Here is an 18,334-nt window from a genome sequence, read left to right on the forward strand (position 1 = left end):
AGCACTCACCGGATGGCCAGGTTGTCGAGGTAGGACTGCACATTGCGGCGGGTCTCGGGCACCGAGTCGCCACCGAACTTCTCCGCCACCGCGTCCGCGAGGACGAGGGCCACCATGGCCTCGGCGACGATGCCGGCGGCCGGCACCGCGGACACGTCGGAGCGCTGGTGGTGCGCCTGCGTCGCCTCGCCGGTGGTCACGTCGACGGTCTGCAGAGCGCGCGGCACCGTAGCGATCGGCTTCATCGCGGCGCGCACCCGCAGCAGCTCACCGGTGGTCAGGCCGCCCTCGGTGCCGCCGGAGCGGCCTGAGGTGCGCTTGATGCCCTCGGGCGTGTTGACGATCTCGTCATGCGCCTTGGAGCCGGGCACCCGCGCCAGCTCGAACCCGTCGCCGAGCTCCACACCCTTGATCGCCTGGATGCCCATGAGCGCACCGGCCAGCCGGGCGTCCAGCTTGCGGTCCCAGTGCACATGCGAGCCCAGGCCCACGGGGACGCCGTAGGCCAGGATCTCGACCACGCCCCCGAGGGTGTCGCCGTCCTTGTGGGCCTGGTCGACCTCGGCGACCATCGCCTTCGACGCGTCCGCGTCCAGGCAGCGCAGCGGGTCGGCGTCCAGCTTCTCGACGTCGGACGGGGTGGGGTAGACACCCTGCGGGGCCTTCACGGAGCACAGCTCGACGACGTGGCTGACGATCTCGATGCCGGCCGTCTCCTTCAGGTACGACCGGGCCACCGCGCCCAGCGCCACCCGGGCCGCCGTCTCCCGGGCCGACGCGCGCTCCAGGATCGGCCGCGCCTCGTCGAAGCCGTACTTCTGCATGCCCGCGAGATCCGCGTGGCCGGGACGCGGCCGGGTCAGCGGGGCATTGCGGGCCAGCCCGGCCAGGATCTCCGGGTCGATGGGGTCGGCCGCCATGACCTGCTCCCACTTGGGCCACTCGGTGTTGCCCACCATGATCGCGACCGGCGAGCCGAGAGTGAGACCGTGCCGCACACCGCCCAGGAAGGTGACCTCGTCGCGCTCGAACTTCATGCGCGCACCGCGTCCATAACCGAGCCGGCGCCGGGCCAGGTGGTCCGCCACCATCTCCGTGGTGATCGGCACACCGGCGGGAAGACCCTCCAGCGTCGCCACGAGTGCGGGACCGTGGGACTCCCCCGCGGTCAGCCAGCGCAACCTGCTCAACGGTGCTCCTCAGTGCTCGCGCCCTGGTATTGCCCTGTGTACGCGTGTCCTCGCGTACGGCGACGGCGCGACCAGGTGCGCGGCCCTGGCCCGCCACCCCCGATCCTCCCACGTCCGGGCAACGGGTCCGATCCGAGTCCGACAAACGGACAGATCACCCCAGCTGGGCGGCCTCGCGCATGGCAGCGAGCGGGGAGCGCGGGTCGCCGGTGAACTGGCGGAACTGGAAGACCGCCTGGTGCACCAGCAGGTCGAGGCCGCTGAGCACCTGCCCGCCCCGCTGCTGCCAGGCAGCGGCGAGAGGGGTCGGCCAGGGTTCGTAGAGCACGTCGAAGAGGGTGCCGACGTGCGCGGGCACCTGCCCGGCCAGCGAGTCGGTGCCGCCGGCGGGCGTAGTGGAGATCACCAGCGGCGCCTCGAAGGCCCGTACCGCATCCGTCCAGTCGGCCGGGCGGACCTCTACGCCGAGCCGCTCGCCCCACTGCCGCATCTCGTCCGCGCGCCGCTCGCTGCGCACGTACACGGTGACCTCGCCGGTGCAGATCCGGGCGAGCGCGGCCAGGGCGGAGGAAGCGGTGGCGCCCGCGCCCAGGATCGCCGCGGACTCGGCCTTCTCCACACCTCGCTCGTGCAGCGCCGCCACCAGGCCGGGGATGTCGGTGTTGTCGCCGACCTTCCGCCCGTCGGGCCGGAACACCACGGTGTTGACCGCTTCCACCGAGGCCGCCGTGTCGGTGATCTCGTCGAGCAGCGGGATCACCGCCCGCTTCAGCGGCATCGTCAGCGACAGCCCCGCCCACTCGGGGCCGAGCCGCGCGAAGAACCCGGGCAGCGCCGCCTCGTCGATCTCGAACCTGTCGTACGACCAGTCGTCCAGGCCGAGCGCCCGGTACCCCGCGGTGTGCAGCTGCGGGGAGAGGGAGTGGGCGATGGGCGAGCCGAGCACGGCCGCCCTTCGGGTCGCAGTCATCAACTCTTATTTCCTCGACGCATTGAATTCGTCGACCAGCTTGTTGTGCTCTGCGAGCGTCTTGGTGAACTTGCTGGTCTTGCCGTCCAACGAGATGAAGTAGTACCAGCCGTCGTGCGTCGGGTCGAGCGCGCCCTTGAGGGCAAGCTCGCCGGGGTTGTCGATCGGGCCGGGCGGCAGACCCTTGACGTAGTACGTGTTGTACGGGTTGTTGTACTTCCGCAGCTCGGCGATGCTCAGGTCGATCTTGGTCTGGTTCTTGATGTAGTTGTACGTGGAGTCGAATTCCAGGGACCCGTAGGTCTCGGGGTTCCCGGGCTTGAGACGGTTGTAGACGACCTCGGCCATCTTGCGGAAGTCGTCGTGGCTGGTGCCCTCGGCCTGCGCCAGGCTCGCCACGGTGAGCAGCTGCCAGGGGCTGTCGAGGCCGAGGCTCTTCGCCTTCTTGGTGAGGCCGAGCTCCTCGTACTTGTCGTTGGCCCGCGTGACCATGTCCTTCAGGACGGCCTCGGGCTTCTGGCCCTTCGTGGCCGCGTAGCTGGAGGGGTAGAGGAATCCTTCCAGCGGATCCTTCAGGTTGGGGTGGTTCAGCGCCCAGGCGGGCAGGCCGAGGTTCTTGTAGTCCTGCTGCGCGATCTTGGCCGTGGTGCCCGCGGCGACGCCGAGGCGGGTGTCGATCAGCTTGTAGATCTGTGAGTTGCGCAGGCCCTCGGCGAGGACCAGGTTGCTGCGGCTCTTCGAACTGAGCATCAGTTCGACCGCGCTCGCGGCCGACATGTGCTTCTCCAGCGTGTAGACGCCGTCCTGGATCTTCTTGCCGTCGGGGTTCGACTGCTGCGCGGAGACGAACGCGTCGACGCTCTCGACGACTCCCGCATCCTTGAGTTTCTGTCCGATCACATAGCCGCCCGCGCCCTTGGGGATGGTGACCATGATCTTCTGGCCGTTTCCGGCACCCGCGTAGTCGGGCGACGGGCCGAAACGATCCTTGTAGAAGTGGTAGCCGAAGTAACCGACCCCGCCGACACCTCCGGCGAAGATCACGACCAGCACGAGACAGGCGCATCCGCTGCGGCGCTTCTTCGGCTTCTTGCCGCCGCGGGTCTTGCGGCCGGAACGTGGGTCGTCGTCCTCGTCCCCACCGTCCTCGCCGTCCGCGAAGAAGGCGTGTTCTCCCTGGTCAGGGCCGGGGTCCCAGTCGGTCTGCGGCGGCTCGGGCTCTACCTGCCTGCGGCCGGGCGGCTCGGGCGGTGGGTACGCGTCGGGTGTGCCGTAGTAGTCGGGCTGGTCGCCGCCGAACGCGGCGGCCTGCTGGGCATAGGGGTCCGACGGATCCGTGTACTGGACATGCGTGTGCGTGCCGGTGCCCCAGCTGCCCTGGTCGTACGACTGCTGGCCCTGACCTGCGTAGTACTGCTGGTCGTAGCCCTGGTACTGCTGCTGCGGGTACTGCTGTTGCTGGTACTGCTGCTGCGGGTACTGCTGCTGCGCCTGACCGTATGCGGACTGCCCGCCGTGGCCCCAGTCACCGTGGTGCTGCTGCGGCGGCTGCTCCGGATAGTGCTGTGGCTGGCCGCCGTAGGGGGACTGCGGGCCCGCCTGGGCCTGCTGTCCGCCCCATCCGTCGTTCCCGTATGACGGGTCCTCCGGATGCCACGGTTCGGAGCCTTCGCCCCGGCCATACTCAGTCATCGATCCCCTAGAGCCGCGAGGCGGCGGTTACGCGGCTTTCGGCCGGGTTTCGTCCCGCCTCTTGCTGTGCAGCCGCTGTTCGAACAGCGGCGCAGACGCGCGGAACGTTACCGTATCGCGATCAGATGACCACTTCGACGCCTTCGCCGGGTGCTTTACCTGACACCCGTTCGGACTCGAGGGCCTGCTGGAGGATGATCACAGCGGCTGCCTGGTCGATGACCGAGCGGCCCTTCTTCGTCTTCACGCCCGAGGCGCGCAGTCCCTGACTGGCCGTCACCGTGGTCATCCGCTCGTCCACGAGGCGGACCGGGACGGGGGCGATGCCCTTCGCGAGCTCCTGTGCGAAGCCGCGAACCTTTACCGCGGCGGGGCCCTCGCCCCCCTTGAGGGAGCGGGGGAGGCCGACGACGACCTCGATCGGCTCGTACTCCTCGACGAGTTGCTTGAGCCGTCGGTGGGCTGCCGGGATGTCCCGGCCGGGGACCGTCTCCACCGGGGTGGCGAGGATCCCGTCGGGGTCGCACGAGGCGACCCCGATGCGGGCGTCCCCGACGTCGATCGCGAGTCGACGGCCTCTGCGCATCGTCACTTCGCGGCGTCCGTGACCAGCCGCTCGACGGCGTCCACGGCCTCGCCGATCGCGGCCGGGTTCTGGCCGCCGCCCTGGGCGACGTCCGGCTTGCCGCCACCGCCGCCGCCGAGGGTCTTGGCGGCCGTGCGGACCAGGTCGCCGGCCTTGAGGCCGCGCTCGCGGGCGGCCTCGTTGGTGGCGATGACCGTCAGCGGCTTGCCGTTGTTGACCGTGAACAGCGCGACCACGGCGGCCCGTCCACCCTGGATGCGGCCGCGCACGTCGAGGACCAGCTTGCGCAGGTCGTCGGGGGTGGTGCCGTCCGGGACCTGACCGGTGACGACGGCGACACCGCGGATGTCCTTGGCGGACTCGACGAGACCGGCGGCGGCCTGCAGCACCTTCTCGGCGCGGAACTTCTCGATCTCCTTCTCGGCGTCCTTCAGCTTGCCGAGCATCGAGGAGACCTTCTCCGGCAGCTCCTCCGGGCGGCCCTTGAGCAGTTCGGTCAGCTGGTTGACGACCGTGTGCTCACGGGCGAGGAAGCTGTAGGCGTCGACACCGACGAGGGCTTCGATACGGCGGACGCCCGAGCCGATCGAGGACTCGCCGAGCAGCTTCACCAGGCCCAGCTGCGAGGTGTTGTGCACGTGCGTGCCGCCGCACAGCTCCTTGGAGAAGTCGCCGATGGTCACGACACGGACGCGCTCGCCGTACTTCTCGCCGAACTCCGCGATGGCGCCCTGCTTCTTGGCCTCGTCGATGCCCATGACGTCGGCGCGGACGTCGAGGTCGCGGGCGAGCACCTCGTTGATCTTCTGCTCGACGTCCGTCATCACGGCCGTGGGAACGGCGGACGGGGAACCGAAGTCGAAGCGGAAGCGGCCGGGCTGGTTCTCGGAGCCGGCCTGGGCGGCCGTCGGGCCGAGCGCGTCACGCAGCGCCTGGTGGGTGAGGTGGGTGGCCGAGTGGGCGCGGGCGATGGCCGTGCGGCGACGGGCGTCGATGGCGGCGTGGGCCTTCGCGCCGACGGTGACCTCGCCGACCTGGACGACGCCCTTGTGGACGTAGACGCCCGGGACCGGCTTCTGGCAGTCGCGGATCTCGATGACGGCGCCGGTGTCGACCTTGATCTTGCCGGTGTCGCCGATCTGGCCGCCGCCCTCGGCGTAGAAGGGCGTGCGGTCCAGGACGATCTCGACCTCGTCGCCCTCGGTGGCGGCCGGGGAGGAGGCACCGTCGACGAGGATGCCGACGATGGTGGACTCGCCCTCGCTGTCGCCGTAGCCGATGAAGTCGGTCTCACCGACCTTGTCGGCGATCTCACGGTAGGCGCCGGCACCGGCGTGGCCGGTCTTCTTGGCCTGGGCGTCGGCCTTGGCGCGCTCCCGCTGCTCCTTCATCAGACGGCGGAAGCCGTCCTCGTCCACGGAGAGGCCCTGCTCGGCGGCCATCTCCAGGGTGAGGTCGATCGGGAAACCCCAGGTGTCGTGGAGCAGGAACGCCTTGTCGCCGGGCAGGACCGCGGAGCCGGAGGCCTTGGTCTCGGTGACGGCGGTGTCGAGGATGTTGGTGCCGGCCTTCAGCGTCTTGAGGAACGCGTTCTCCTCGGCGACGGCGACCTTCTCGATGCGCTCGCGGTCGGTGACCAGCTCGGGGTACTGCTGGCCCATCATGCCGATGACGGTGTCGATGAGGTCCAGGACGACCGGGCCGGTGGCGCCGAGCAGGCGCATGTTACGGATGGCGCGGCGCATGATGCGGCGCAGCACGTAGCCGCGGCCCTCGTTGCCCGGGGTCACGCCGTCGCCGATGAGCATCACGGACGTGCGCATGTGGTCGGTGACCACGCGCAGGGAGACGTCCGAGGCGTGCGCGTCGCCGTACTCGACACCGGTCAGCTCGGTGGCCTTCTTGATGACGGCCATGGAGGTGTCGATCTCGTACATGTTCTGCACGCCCTGCAGAATCATCGCGAGACGCTCCAGGCCCAGGCCCGTGTCGATGTTCTTGCTGGGGAGCTCGCCGAGGATCTCGAAGTTGTCCTTGCCGATGCCTTCGCCACGCTCGTACTGCATGAAGACGAGGTTCCAGATCTCCACGTACCGCTCGTCGTTGACGGCGGGGCCGCCCTCGACGCCGAACTCCGGGCCGCGGTCGTAGTTGATCTCGGAACAGGGACCGCACGGGCCGGGGACGCCCATGGACCAGTAGTTGTCCTTCATGCCGAGGCGCTGGATGCGCTCCTTGGGCACGCCGACGACCTCGTGCCAGATGCGTTCGGCCTCGTCGTCGTCCTTGTAGACGGTGATCCAGAGCTTTTCCGGCTCCAGGCCGTAACCACCCTTGTCCTGGGGGCTGGTGAGCAGCTCCCAGGCGTGCTTGATGGCGCCTTCCTTGAAGTAGTCGCCGAAGGAGAAGTTGCCGCACATCTGGAAGAAGGTGCCGTGCCGGGTGGTCTTGCCGACCTCTTCGATGTCGGGTGTGCGCACGCACTTCTGCACGCTGGTGGCGCGCGGGAAGGGCGGCTTGACCTCACCCAGGAAGTAGGGCTTGAAGGGCACCATGCCGGCCGGGACCAGGAGCAGAGTCGGGTCGTCCGCGATGAGCGACGCCGAAGGGACGACGGTGTGCCCGCGCTCCTCGAAGAAGCTCAGCCAGCGGCGGCGAATCTCGGCCGACTCCATCAGTGGTCCTCATTCCGGTTGTACGAGTTGTTCGAGTACGTCTGGTACGTCGAGCCCTCGACGTACTTCGGGCTGTTGCGGTTCTCGATGGCGGGGTACCGCCGGGGCGCGGGGAGTTCGGGGGCCGCGTTGATACCGAGGGCCTCCCCCAGCTCCTCCTCCCGCTGGGCCATGTTGTCCCGGACATCCAGCGCGAAGCCGACCGCGCGGTCCTTGATCCGGTGACCGGCCTCGATCGCCTTGTTGGCCGCGGAGACGGCAAGGTTCTCGGGGGTCAGCTGCTTCAGCTTGCGATTGACCTTGGTGGTGGCCCACACACCGGCGGCGACGCCCGTGCTGAACCAGAACGTACGGCGGAACATCGCTGGTCTCAGTCCTTCTTCCGCTTGCCCCGCCGCGCGGCCGGGACGGTCCGGCCCACGATCACGGTACGCCTGGACTCCTTGGCGGGCACGTCGTCCCGGCGGGCGCCCAGGGCACGGCGGACGCCGTAGCCGAAGGCCGCGACCTTGACCAGGGGGCCGCCGAAGGTGGAGGCGACGGTGGTCGACAGCGCCGACGCGTTCGACGTGACCTCCTGGACGTCCGTCGCGATCGCGTCGACCCGGTCGATCTGGGTCTGGGCGGAGCGGACCGCCGACGAGGCGTCGGCCAGCAGCGGGACGGCCTGGTCGGTCACGTCCGCCACGAGCTTGGTGGTCGCCTTGAGCGTCTGGGCCACCCTCGCCAGCGCGACGGCGAGGAAGGAGACCAGGATCGCCCAGAAGACGGCCACCAGGATCCCGGCCACCTCTCCACCGGACACCACGTGCACCCGCTCCCTGGAACATGCCTGAACATCGAAAAGTCGTAGGCCGAGCCTATCGCGCCGGGGACGGGGCTCCGCACCGGATTACCGTCCGCGACGCCGCCGAGTTGCGCGAAGCGATTGTACGGACTGAATACGGGTCAGTACGCTGCGTATTCCATGCGGGATCATCAGCGCGGCGGTAGCTCCGTACACGGCAATCTCCCCCTGGAGCTCAATGCGTTCGTGGGGCGCTCGGCCGAACTCGCCGGGCTGACGCGGGTACTCGGCTCGGCCCGTCTGGTGACGGTGACGGGCGCGGGCGGGGTCGGCAAGTCACGGCTCGCGGCGCGGGCGGCCGTACGGTGCGCGCCGCGTGACGGGGTGTGGCGGGTGGAGCTGGCGCCGGTGCGCGATCCGGAGTTCGTCGACTACGCCGTCGTGGAGGCGCTGGGGCTGACCGACCACACCACACGGCCGCCGCGCGAGACGCTGCTCGGCCATCTCGCCGGGCGCCAACTCCTGCTCGTACTGGACGGGTTCGAGCATCTGGTGGCGGCGTGCGCCGGTCTGGTGGGCGAGTTGCTCGGGCAGCTGCCCGGGCTGCGGGTGCTCGGCGTGGGGCGCAGACCGCTGGGCGTGGCGGGTGAGCAGGTGTTCCCGCTGGCGCCGCTGGGCGAGGACGAGGCGGTCGGGCTGTTGCTGAGCCGGGCGGCCGAGCAGGGCCCGGCGGTGGCGGACGGGCCGGAGGTACGGGAGGTGTGCCGGCGCCTGGACGGCATCCCGCTCGCCGTGGAGCTGGCCGCGGGACGGCTGCGGGCTTTGTCTCCCGGGCAGTTGCTGGTCCGGCTCGACGACCGCTTCCGGCTGCTGACCGGCGGCGGACGCGATGCGCTGCCCCGCCATCGGACCCTGCGTCTGGCCATCGGCTGGAGCCATGAACTGTGCACGCCCCGGGAGCGGTTGCTGTGGTCGCGGCTGTCGGTGTTCGCCGGGCGGTTCGAGCTGGAGGCCGTGGAGTACGTGTGCAGCGGGCACGGCCTGGAGGCCGAGGACGTCCTCGACGTACTCACCGAACTGCTCGCACAGTCGCTGGTCGCCCGCGAGGAGACGCCGGCGGGTGTGCGCTACCGGATGCTGGACACGGTCCGGGCGTACGGCGCGGACTGGCTGGAGGCGACGGGAGACGCGGCCCGGCTGCGGCGGCGGCACCGCGACTGGTACCTGGGGCTTGCGACCTGGTGCGAGCTGGACTGGTTCTCGCCGCGCCAGAACGAGGTGGCCGCGCGCGTGGAGGCGGAGCTGCCGAATCTGCGCTGCGCGCTGGAGCACTGTCTGGCCGAGCCGGACGCGGCGTATCTGGGCCAGTACCTCGCGGGTTCACTGTGGTTCTACTGGGCGGGCTGCGGGCGGCTGTCGGAGGGGCGGCACTGGCTGGAGCAGGTCGTGCGGCTGGACTCCGGCCACGAGCGGTCCCGGCTGAAGGCGCTGTGGGTGCTCGGCTATGTGGCGATCCTGCAGGGCGACGCGGTGCCCGCGCTGGCGGCCCTGCAGGAGTGCCGGGAGGAGGCGGAACGCTCGGGCGACGCGACGGCGGTGGCGTACGCGGAGCACCGCACCGGATGCCTGGCGCTGGTCACGGACGACATGGCACGGGCGGAAGCCCTGCTGTGCTCCGCGCTGGGCCGCTACCGGGAGATCGGCGAGCTCAACAGCAATGTGCTGATGGGCCAGGTCGAACTGGCCATGGCCCGCGCGTTCCAGGGCGATCTGCCGGACGCGGTGCGGCTGTGCGAGGACGTCCGCCGGGTGTGCGAGGACCACGGGGAGCGCTGGACCCGCACGTATGCGCTGTACGTCCTGGCGTACGCGGCCTGGGCCGACGGAGACCCGGCGGGGGCTCGCGCCCTGCTGACGGACTGCCTCGCCGGCGCCCATTCCTTCCACGACCTGCTCGGTTCGGTGCTGGCGGTCGAGCTGCTGGCCCTGGTCACGGCGGTGCAGGGCGATGCGGCGGAGGCGGCGGTGCTGCAGGGTGCGGCGGCCCGGATGTGGCCTTCGGTCGGTCTGCCGCTGTTCGGTTCGGCGTACTACAACGCCCCGCACGAGCTGTGCGAGGCGATGGCCCGGGAGCGGCTGGGCGACGAGGGATACGAGGAGTGCGTGGCGGAAGGGGCCCGGCTGGTGCGGGAGGCGGCGGTGTCGCGGGCACTGGAGCGGCCGCCGGAGGCCGCTGCGTCGCCGCGGGGTCCGGTCCGGCATGCGACGGCGAGCGTGCACATGCACGAACCCGCCGCCTCCCGCGCCCACAAGGGCGGGGAGACGGCGGGCTGAGGTGGTGCTACCGCCTGCTGGTGATCAGCGGGCGTAGTACTCGACGACGAGCTGCTCGTCGCAGATCACCGGGATCTCCTTGCGGTTCGGCTCACGGTCCAGGCGGAACGCCAGGGCCTTGAGGTTCACCTGGAGGTAGCGCGGGGTCTCGCCCTCGGGGGCGAAGCCGCCCTCACGGGCGATGGAGAAGAGGGTCTTCTCGCGGCTGCGCTCGCGGACCATCACGACGTCGTCGGGACGGACGCGGAAGGAGGGCTTGTCGACCTTCTGGCCGTTGACCTCGATGTGGCCGTGAACGACCATCTGACGGGCCTGGTAGATGGTGCGGGCGATGCCCGAACGCAGCACCAGGGCGTCGAGACGGCGCTCGAGCTCGATGATCAGGGCCTCACCGGTCTTGCCCTGGACCTTGGAGGCGCGCTCGTAGGCGCGGACGAGCTGGCGCTCGGACACGTCGTACTGCGCGCGCAGACGCTGCTTCTCGAGCAGACGGACCTTGTAGTCCGAGTTCTGCTTGCGGCCGCGGCCGTGCTCACCCGGCGGGTAGGGGCGGGCCTCGAAGTACTTGACGGCCTTCGGGGTCAGCGCGATGCCGAGGGCACGCGACTTCTTGACCTTGGGGCGGGACTGGTTCGCCACGATCTCTCATTTCTCAGTGTTCGGCTTGTCAGAGTTGAGGGAGGTCGCATCCGCAGCCGGGGAAACCCGCCGGGTCCGTTGCCGGGCCTGGTGGGCAGCCGCTCCCCTGGTCTGGGCACATATGTGCAGCACGCGAGTGGCCCACCGACCGGTCTCGCCGTGCGACGAGTGGTGGTGGGCTGCCCGCGACACCATTCGAACGGTGCGCGACGCTCCTGGAATCCGGTCCGAGGACCGGGCTCCGGCTGACCGTCCCGTTCTGACTGCACGGGACACAGCACTCCGTGGGATTCTACAGGTCGCTCAGGACCGCTTACGACCGAGGTGCTGTCTGGTCCATTCGACCGCGTCCGCGTACCGCGCCTCAGCTCCGTGCCTGGTCGGGCTGTAGTACTCACGGTCCTTGAGGGCGTCCGGGGCGTACTGCTGCTCGGCGATGCCCTCCGGCAGGTCGTGCGGGTACACGTACCCCTGTGCGTGCCCGAGCTTGGCTGCGCCCTTGTAGTGCCCGTCGCGCAGGTGCGGGGGCACCGGACCCGCCAGTCCCTTGCGTACGTCCTCCATGGCGGCGCCGATCGCCGTGGTCGCGGCGTTCGACTTCGGGGCCAGGGCGAGGGCGATGGTGGCGTGGCTGAGGGTGAGGGCGGCCTCGGGGAAGCCGATCATGGCAACGGCCTGGGCTGCGGCGACCGCGATCGGCAGGGCGTTCGGGTCGGCCAGGCCGATGTCCTCGCTGGCGGAGATCATCAGCCGGCGGGCGATGAAGCGGGGGTCCTCGCCCGCCTCGATCATGCGGGCCAGGTAGTGCAGGGCGGCGTCGACGTCGGAGCCGCGGATGGACTTGATGAGGGCGCTGGCGACGTCGTAGTGCTGGTCGCCGTCGCGGTCGTACTTCACCGCCGCCCGGTCGACCGTCTCCTCCAGGGTCGTCAGGGAGATCTCCGGCTCGCCCTTGTCGAGGGCGGCTCCTGCGGCCGCCTCCAGCGCGGTCAGGGCGCGGCGGGCGTCGCCGCCGGCGATGCGCAGGAGGTGGTCCTCGGTGTCCTCGGGGAGGGTGACGGCGTCCTTGAGACCGCGCTCGTCGCTCAGCGCCCGCTTGAGCAGCCCCCGGAGGTCGTCGTCGGTGAGCGGTTCGAGGGTCAGGAGGAGGGAGCGGGACAGGAGTGGGGAGATCACCGAGAAGTACGGGTTCTCCGTCGTCGCCGCGATCAGCGTCACCCAGCGGTTCTCGACCGCCGGGAGGAGGGAGTCCTGCTGGGCCTTGCTGAAGCGGTGGATCTCGTCGAGGAAGAGGACGGTCTCCTTGCCGAAGCCGCCCGTGGCCCGGCGGGCGCCGTCGATGACCGCGCGGACCTCCTTGACGCCGGCCGTGATCGCCGAGAGCTCGACGAAACGCTTGTTGGTGGCCTTGGAGACCACGTACGCGAGGGTCGTCTTGCCGGTGCCGGGCGGGCCCCAGAGGATCACCGAGGACGGGCCGGCGGGGCCGCCCGCACCCTCGCCGACAAGGCGGCGCAGCGGCGAACCGGGCTTCAGCAGGTGCTGCTGGCCCACCACCTCGTCGAGGGTGCGCGGGCGCATCCGCACCGCCAGGGGACTGCCGGTCGGGTCCTTCTCCTGGCGTTCTTCTGCGGCTGCGGTGAACAGGTCGGGCTCCACGTCCGAAACCCTAATTCACGGCACTGACAATCCCCTCAGGCGCTGGGAAGCCGGGCCGGCGTAGCCGGGGGGCTCAGCTGGTCCAGAAGTCCCACCAGCGGGTCAGCACCAGCATGCCGATGATGCCGACGTGCAGCACCGGCAGGACCCAGGTGAACTCGCCGAAGAAGCTCTTCAGCGGGCGCGGGGCGGGCAGGAAGTTGTTGCGGATGTTGAACGAGGTCACGTACCAGAACATGGTGATCGTCGCGACCCAGGCCAGGGAGCACCACAGGCACAGCGCGTTGATGCGGTACAGCGACTGGAACTGCAGCCAGGTGCAGAAGGCGACACCGAAGAGCGTGCCGAAGTTGAAGGTGAGCCAGTACCAGCGCGGGAAGCGGGCACGGGCCAGCAGGCTCATGCCGACGCAGATGACGATGCCGTAGCAGACCAGGCCCAGCATCGGGTTCGGGAAACCGAAGACGGCGGCCTGCTTGGACTCCATCACGCTGCCGCAGGAGACGACCGGGTTGAGGCTGCAGCCGGGGGTGAAGGTCTTTCCTTCGACCTTGGCCTCGAGCAGCTTGAACTTGTCGATCGTGATGACCCAGGCCGCGAGCAGACCGGCAGCGCCCGTGATGATCAGCAGAAGGGCGAACGCCCGGCTGCCGCCCACTGTGCGTGGTCCCGCGGAGTCGTGCTCCGGAGCGGGCTCGGGCTCGGTGGAGACGTCTTTGACTGTGGTCTTGCTCATCACGCCGATTCCGTCTGCTTGAGAGTTGGACCTTCTTCGGGCAGGGGCCATTGTGCCGTACTAAGGCCACTGTCCACCGTTCGGTGGACATAAGGAAGTACGCACGGTCGCCCCGGAACGTTCGGTTCCGGACGAGGCTGAACGGCATGACAGCACACGCGAACGAATTCGCGGTGGACGTACGGGGGCTGCGCAAGCAGTACGGGGACGTGACCGCGGTGGACGGCATCGATCTGGGCATTCGCCGTGGCGAGGTGTTCGGCCTGCTGGGACCCAACGGAGCAGGCAAAAGCACCACGGTGGAGATCCTCCAGGGCAACCGCACGCGGGACGCGGGCGAGGTGTCGGTGCTCGGCTCGGACCCGGCGACCGGCACGCGCGCGTGGCGGTCACGTGTCGGAATCGTCTGGCAGGACGAATCGGCGCCCGCCGAGTTGACGGTCCGCGAGACCGTACGGCACTTCGCCCGCTACTACCCGAGGCCGCGCGACCCGGAGGAGGTGATCGGCCTGGTGGGCCTCGGGGCGAAGGCGGGCAGCCGGATCAAGGCGCTCTCGGGGGGCCAGCGCCGTCGCCTCGACGTCGCCCTGGGGGTGATCGGCGACCCCGAGCTGCTGCTCCTGGACGAACCGACGACCGGATTCGACCCGGCGGCCCGGCGGCAGTTCTGGGACCTGATCCGGCTACTGGCCGACGAGGGCACGACCATTGTGCTGACCACGCACTACCTGGAGGAGGCGGAGGCGCTCGCCGACCGGCTCGCCGTCGTGGCCAAGGGCCGGGTCATCGCCGAGGGCGAGCCGGCCGCCCTGCGGGAGCGATACGGCACGGAAGCCACCGTCGAGTGGACCGAGCCCGACGGAGTCACACGCACCGAGCGCACGGACACCCCGACCAGGACGGTCGCCGACCTCATGCACCGCTTCGACGGTGAGATCCCGGGCCTGCGGGTGGCCCGCCCCACCCTGGAGGACGTCTACCTCCGGCTGACCGGACAGGAGGACGCACGATGACGTCGACCGCCGTACGGACCAGGGCCGAGGCGCCCGCCCAGCGGCTGCCGGGAGCCTGGGGGCTGGGCCTGCGGCGCGGCGCGCTGGAGATCAAGCAGTTCTTCCGGCAGCGCGACCAGGTGGTGTTCACGTTCGCGTTCCCGGTCGTGTTCCTCTTCCTGTTCGCGTCGATCTTCCGCGACGCCGTCCACGGCTCCGGCGTCACCGCCTCCCAGCTGTACGTCCCGGCGATGATGGCCTCCGGGATCATGTCGACCAGCTTCCAGTCGCTGGGCATCTCGATCGCGGTCGAACGGGACGAGAAGGTGCTGCGCCGGCTGCGCGGCACTCCGATGCCTCCGTCCGCGTACTTCCTGGGCAAGATCTGGCTGGTTCTGTTCACCGGTGTGGTGGAGACGGCGATCCTCCTCCTCGTCGGCACCACCCTGTACGGCGTCGACCTGCCGTCGGACGCGTCCCGGTGGTTCGACTTCGCCTGGATCTTCGTCCTGGGGCTGACCGGGTGCGCGCTGCTCGGCATCGCGATCAGCTCGGTGCCCAAGTCGGCGAAGAGCGCCAGCTCCGTGGTCGTACTCCCCTTCCTGGTCCTGCAGTTCATCTCCGGGGTGTACATCTCCATCAACACCATCCCGGACTGGATGCTGAACATCGGTGCCCTGTTCCCGCTGAAGTGGCTGTGCCAGGGTCTTCGGGGTGTGTTCCTGCCGGATTCCGCGCGGGTCCTGGAGCAGGCCGGGAGCTGGGAGTTCGGGAAGGTGGCGCTGGTGCTGGCCGCCTGGTGCGTCGGAGGACTGGTGCTGTGTCTGCTGACCTTCCGGTGGAAGAACCGGCGCGACGGATGAACCGTCCAGGTGCGGCCCGGGGCGAGCACGCCTGGGACCGGACGATCCGGCTCTGGGACGCGTACTTCGCGGTCGCTTGGGCGGCCACCCTCGCCTTCGTGCTCAACGCGGCCCACCCGGACTCGCCGGTCCGGGTGGCCGCTGCGGCCCTGCTGGTCCCCCTCGTGCCCTGGTACGTGGCAGTGGGGCGCCCGCTGCTCCAGGAGGACCCACCGGACCAGGGACAGGCACTGCGCTATCTCGCCGGCGCCATGGCGCTGTTCCTGCCCTCGGCCGTGCTGGTGGGCGAGACGCGGCTGATGGCCTTCGCGCTGATCCCGCAGTGCTTCATGACGCTGCACACGCGGTGGTCCCTGGTGGCCGTCACCGTGATCAACCTGGTGCCGGTCGCGGGCTGGGCACTGCTGTGGCGGCCCAGCGGGGAGGACCTGTTCGGCAACCTCCTCTTCTCCGTGGTCACCCTCGTCTTCTCCCTGGTGATCGGCAGCTGGACCATCCGCATCATCGAACAGAGCATGGAACGGGCCGAGTTGATCGCCGAACTCGACGCCAGCCGCCACGAGATCTCCCGGCTCTCGGCCGCACACGGCGCCCTGGCCGAGCGCGAGCGCATGGCCCGCGAGATCCACGACACCCTCGCCCAGGGCTTCACCAGCGTGCTGATGCTGATCCAGGCCGTGGAGGCCGAACTCGACGACGACGTCCCGCAGGCCCGCCGCCATCTGGCGCTGATGGACGAGACGGCCCGGCAGAACCTCGCCGAGGCCCGCGCCCTGGTCGCCGGGGCCGCGCCCGCCGACCTGAACGGCACCTCCCTCCCCGACGCACTGCGCCGCCTCGCCGCCCGCCACCAGGCGACGCTGGAGGTGAAGGGCCCGGTGCGCCCGCTGCCCGCCGCTCCCGAGGTGGTGGCCCTGCGCTCCTGCCAGGAGGCGCTGGCCAACGCCCGTAAGCATGCGGGGAGTTCGGCGGCGGTGGGCATCGCGCTGGCGTACTCCGACGACGCGCTCACCGTGTCCGTACGGGACGACGGCTGCGGCTTCGACGCCGGCACCCCCTGCGAGGGCTATGGTCTGGCGGGGCTGCGCGCCCGGGCCGGCGAGGTCGGCGGAACAGCGCAGATCCGCAGCACACGGGGCGCCGGCACGACGGTGACGGTCAGCCTGCCCGTATCTCCTCTGAGGAGCCCCTCGTGATCCGCATCGTCCTGGCCGACGACCACCCCGTCGTACGGGAGGGCCTACGCGCGATGCTCAGCGCCGAGCCGGACCTGGAGGTCGTCGCCGATGCGGCGAGCGGACCCCGGGCGGAGGCCCTCGCGGCCGAACTCCGGCCCGACATCGTGCTGATGGATCTGCGGATGCCGGGCGGCGGGGGCGTCGACTCGATCGTGCGGATGAGCGAGGCGGGGCTGCCCTGCCGGGTGATCGTGCTGACGACGTACGAGGCGGACCGGGACATCCTGCGGGCCGTGGAGGCCGGGGCGGCGGGCTACCTGCTCAAGGACATGCCGCGGGTGGAACTGGCGGAGGCTGTGCGGGCCGCGGCGCGGGGCGAGACCGTGCTGGCGCCGTCGGTGGCGGCCCGGCTGGTCGACCGACTGCGCACCAGGCCGGAGCGGCCCCGGCTGTCGGAGCGGGAGACCACGGTGCTGCGGCTGGTGGCGGAGGGCTGTACGAACGCGGAGATCGGGCGGCGTCTGTTCATCGGCGAGTCGACGGTGAAGACCCATCTCCTGCGGATCTTCGGCAAGCTGGGGGTGGACGACCGGACGGCGGCGGTGACCTGCGCGATGCGGTTCGGTTTGCTTGACTGAGCCCGTCCGGGGCCAGCCCCCGGACCCCCGCTCCTCGAACGCCGGAGGGGCTGATTTTTCAGCCCTCCGGCGTTCGAGGACGAGGCCGTTCAGGCCGAAGCGGGGGTCTGGGGGCGGCAGCCCCCAGACCCCTCAACCCAGCCGGGCCTCCAGCTCCGCCACGATCTCGTTCACCCCGACCGCAGTCTGCTCGCCGGACTCCATGTCCTTGAGCTGGACGACACCCTCGGCGAGGTCGCGTTCCCCGGCGACGATCGTGTACCGGGCGCCGCTGCGGTTGGCGTTCTTCATGGCGCCCTTCAGGCCCTTGGCGCCGTAGGAGAAGTCGGTGGCGATGCCGAGCTTGCGCAGCTCGGTGACCTTCGCGAACAGGATCCGACGCGCCTCCTCGCCGAGCGGCACCGCGAACACGCTGGTCGTGGAGGGGAGTTCGAGTTCGACCCCCTCCGCCTCCAGGGCGAGGACCGTGCGGTCGACGCCCAACGCCCAACCGACGGACGGGAGGGCCGGACCGCCGATCATCTCCGACAGGCCGTCGTAGCGGCCGCCGCCGCCCACCGCGGATTGGGAACCCAGACCGTCGTGGACGAACTCGAACGTCGTACGGGTGTAGTAGTCCAGGCCGCGGACCAGCTTCGGGTCGTCCTCGAAAGCGACGCCCGCCGCCGTGATCAGCTCGCGGACCTCCTCGTGGTACGCCTTGCAGGCGTCGCAGAGGTAGTCACGCAGGAGGGGCGCATCGCCCAGCTGCTTCTGGACCGACTCGCGCTTGTCGTCCAGGACGCGCAGCGGGTTGATCTCGGAGCGGCGCAGGGTGTCCTCGTCGAGATCCAGACCGCGCAGGAAGTCCTGCAGCGCGGCCCGGTAGACGGGACGGCACTCCTTGTCGCCCAGGCTGTTCAGCAGGACGCGGAAGTTGCTCAGGCCCAGCGAGCGGTACGCCTGGTCGGCCAGGATGATCAACTCGGCGTCCAGCGCCGGGTCCTCCGCACCGATCGCCTCGGCGCCGACCTGCGAGAAGTGCCTGTAACGGCCCTTCTGCGGGCGCTCGTAGCGGTAGTAGGAGCCCGAGTACCAGAGCTTGACCGGCAGGTTGCCCAGCTTGTGCAGGTTGGCCTCGAGTGCCGCGCGCAGCACGGACGCCGTGCCCTCGGGGCGCAGGGCCAGACTGTCGCCGCCCTTGGTCTCGAAGGCGTACATCTCCTTGGTCACGATGTCGGTGGACTCCCCGACACCGCGCGCGAAGAGCTCGACGCTCTCGAAGCCGGGGGTCTCGATGTAGCCGTAACCGGAGTTGCGCAGCGGGGCGGCGATCGCCTCGCGCACCGCCAGGAACTTGGCGCTGTCCGGCGGGATCAGGTCGTAGGTGCCCTTGGGGGCCTTGAAGGTGCTCAC

General features: G+C 70.2%; 16 protein-coding genes. 5 read left to right on the plus strand and 11 right to left on the minus strand.

Annotation, left to right across the window (positions count from 1 at the left end; translation table 11 throughout):
• Positions 1–5: 5 nt before the first annotated feature.
• The 7 genes from aroC to LJ657_RS27865 all read right to left on the minus strand — a co-directional run bounded on the left by aroC (position 6) and on the right by LJ657_RS27865 (position 7,927).
• Positions 6–1,190 carry a chorismate synthase gene (gene aroC / locus LJ657_RS27835; RefSeq protein WP_232651496.1) on the minus strand — a complete coding sequence of 395 codons (1,185 nt, stop codon included), beginning with the start codon at positions 1,188–1,190 and terminating at the stop codon, positions 6–8.
• Between the two features lie 154 nt (positions 1,191–1,344).
• On the minus strand, positions 1,345–2,160 hold the full coding sequence (locus LJ657_RS27840) for a shikimate dehydrogenase (RefSeq protein WP_232651497.1): 816 nt from the start codon (positions 2,158–2,160) through the stop codon (positions 1,345–1,347).
• 6 nt (positions 2,161–2,166) lie between these two features.
• Positions 2,167–3,852 carry an endolytic transglycosylase MltG gene (mltG, locus tag LJ657_RS27845; RefSeq protein ID WP_232651498.1) on the minus strand — a complete coding sequence of 562 codons (1,686 nt, stop codon included), beginning with the start codon at positions 3,850–3,852 and terminating at the stop codon, positions 2,167–2,169.
• Between the two features lie 121 nt (positions 3,853–3,973).
• Positions 3,974–4,438 (minus strand): Holliday junction resolvase RuvX, encoded by a 465-nt coding sequence (ruvX, locus tag LJ657_RS27850; RefSeq protein ID WP_232651625.1) that lies wholly within the window; start codon positions 4,436–4,438, stop codon positions 3,974–3,976.
• Between the two features lie 2 nt (positions 4,439–4,440).
• Positions 4,441–7,113 carry an alanine--tRNA ligase gene (alaS, locus tag LJ657_RS27855; RefSeq protein WP_232651499.1) on the minus strand — a complete coding sequence of 891 codons (2,673 nt, stop codon included), beginning with the start codon at positions 7,111–7,113 and terminating at the stop codon, positions 4,441–4,443.
• Positions 7,113–7,475 carry a hypothetical protein gene (locus tag LJ657_RS27860; protein WP_232651500.1) on the minus strand — a complete coding sequence of 121 codons (363 nt, stop codon included), beginning with the start codon at positions 7,473–7,475 and terminating at the stop codon, positions 7,113–7,115. The genes alaS and LJ657_RS27860 overlap by 1 nt, the downstream gene beginning before the upstream one ends.
• Positions 7,476–7,483: 8 nt before the next feature.
• Positions 7,484–7,927, minus strand: coding sequence for a DUF948 domain-containing protein (locus LJ657_RS27865; protein WP_232651501.1), 444 nt, complete (start codon positions 7,925–7,927; stop codon positions 7,484–7,486).
• A gap of 153 nt (positions 7,928–8,080) precedes the next feature.
• On the opposite strand from LJ657_RS27865, the gene LJ657_RS27870 reads away from it, so the two are divergent.
• Complete coding sequence (locus tag LJ657_RS27870) at positions 8,081–10,234, plus strand: ATP-binding protein (protein ID WP_232651502.1); 2,154 nt, start codon at positions 8,081–8,083, stop codon at positions 10,232–10,234.
• A 24-nt stretch (positions 10,235–10,258) separates the two neighbouring features.
• Here LJ657_RS27870 and rpsD read toward each other — a convergent pair whose 3' ends face one another.
• The 3 genes from rpsD to LJ657_RS27885 all read right to left on the minus strand — a co-directional run bounded on the left by rpsD (position 10,259) and on the right by LJ657_RS27885 (position 13,268).
• A complete protein-coding gene (gene rpsD / locus LJ657_RS27875; RefSeq protein ID WP_015661793.1) occupies positions 10,259–10,873 on the minus strand; it encodes a 30S ribosomal protein S4 in 615 nt (204 codons plus the stop codon).
• Between the two features lie 303 nt (positions 10,874–11,176).
• The gene (locus LJ657_RS27880) at positions 11,177–12,532 is read right to left on the minus strand and encodes a replication-associated recombination protein A (protein ID WP_232651503.1); all 1,356 of its coding nucleotides are present in this window, start codon (positions 12,530–12,532) and stop codon (positions 11,177–11,179) included.
• A 73-nt stretch (positions 12,533–12,605) separates the two neighbouring features.
• Complete coding sequence (locus LJ657_RS27885; protein WP_232651504.1) at positions 12,606–13,268, minus strand: vitamin K epoxide reductase family protein; 663 nt, start codon at positions 13,266–13,268, stop codon at positions 12,606–12,608.
• A 146-nt stretch (positions 13,269–13,414) separates the two neighbouring features.
• Between LJ657_RS27885 and LJ657_RS27890 the strand changes: the two genes are divergently transcribed.
• The 4 genes from LJ657_RS27890 to LJ657_RS27905 are packed head-to-tail and all read left to right on the plus strand — an operon-like array spanning position 13,415 to position 16,939.
• A complete protein-coding gene (locus LJ657_RS27890) occupies positions 13,415–14,281 on the plus strand; it encodes an ABC transporter ATP-binding protein (RefSeq protein ID WP_232651505.1) in 867 nt (288 codons plus the stop codon).
• Positions 14,278–15,123 (plus strand): ABC transporter permease, encoded by an 846-nt coding sequence (locus LJ657_RS27895; protein ID WP_232651506.1) that lies wholly within the window; start codon positions 14,278–14,280, stop codon positions 15,121–15,123. Before LJ657_RS27890 ends, LJ657_RS27895 begins: the two co-directional genes overlap by 4 nt.
• The gene (locus LJ657_RS27900; protein WP_232651507.1) at positions 15,120–16,319 is read left to right on the plus strand and encodes a sensor histidine kinase; all 1,200 of its coding nucleotides are present in this window, start codon (positions 15,120–15,122) and stop codon (positions 16,317–16,319) included. The genes LJ657_RS27895 and LJ657_RS27900 overlap by 4 nt, the downstream gene beginning before the upstream one ends.
• Entirely contained in the window at positions 16,316–16,939 is a 624-nt protein-coding gene (locus tag LJ657_RS27905) for a response regulator (RefSeq protein WP_232651508.1), read from the plus strand. Before LJ657_RS27900 ends, LJ657_RS27905 begins: the two co-directional genes overlap by 4 nt.
• A 132-nt stretch (positions 16,940–17,071) precedes the next feature.
• Here the strand turns inward: LJ657_RS27905 and hisS are convergent, their stop codons facing one another.
• Positions 17,072–18,334 carry a histidine--tRNA ligase gene (gene hisS, locus LJ657_RS27910; RefSeq protein WP_232651509.1) on the minus strand — a complete coding sequence of 421 codons (1,263 nt, stop codon included), beginning with the start codon at positions 18,332–18,334 and terminating at the stop codon, positions 17,072–17,074.

This window comes from Streptomyces guryensis, from assembly GCF_021261325.1.
GTDB lineage: Bacteria > Actinomycetota > Actinomycetes > Streptomycetales > Streptomycetaceae > Streptomyces > Streptomyces guryensis.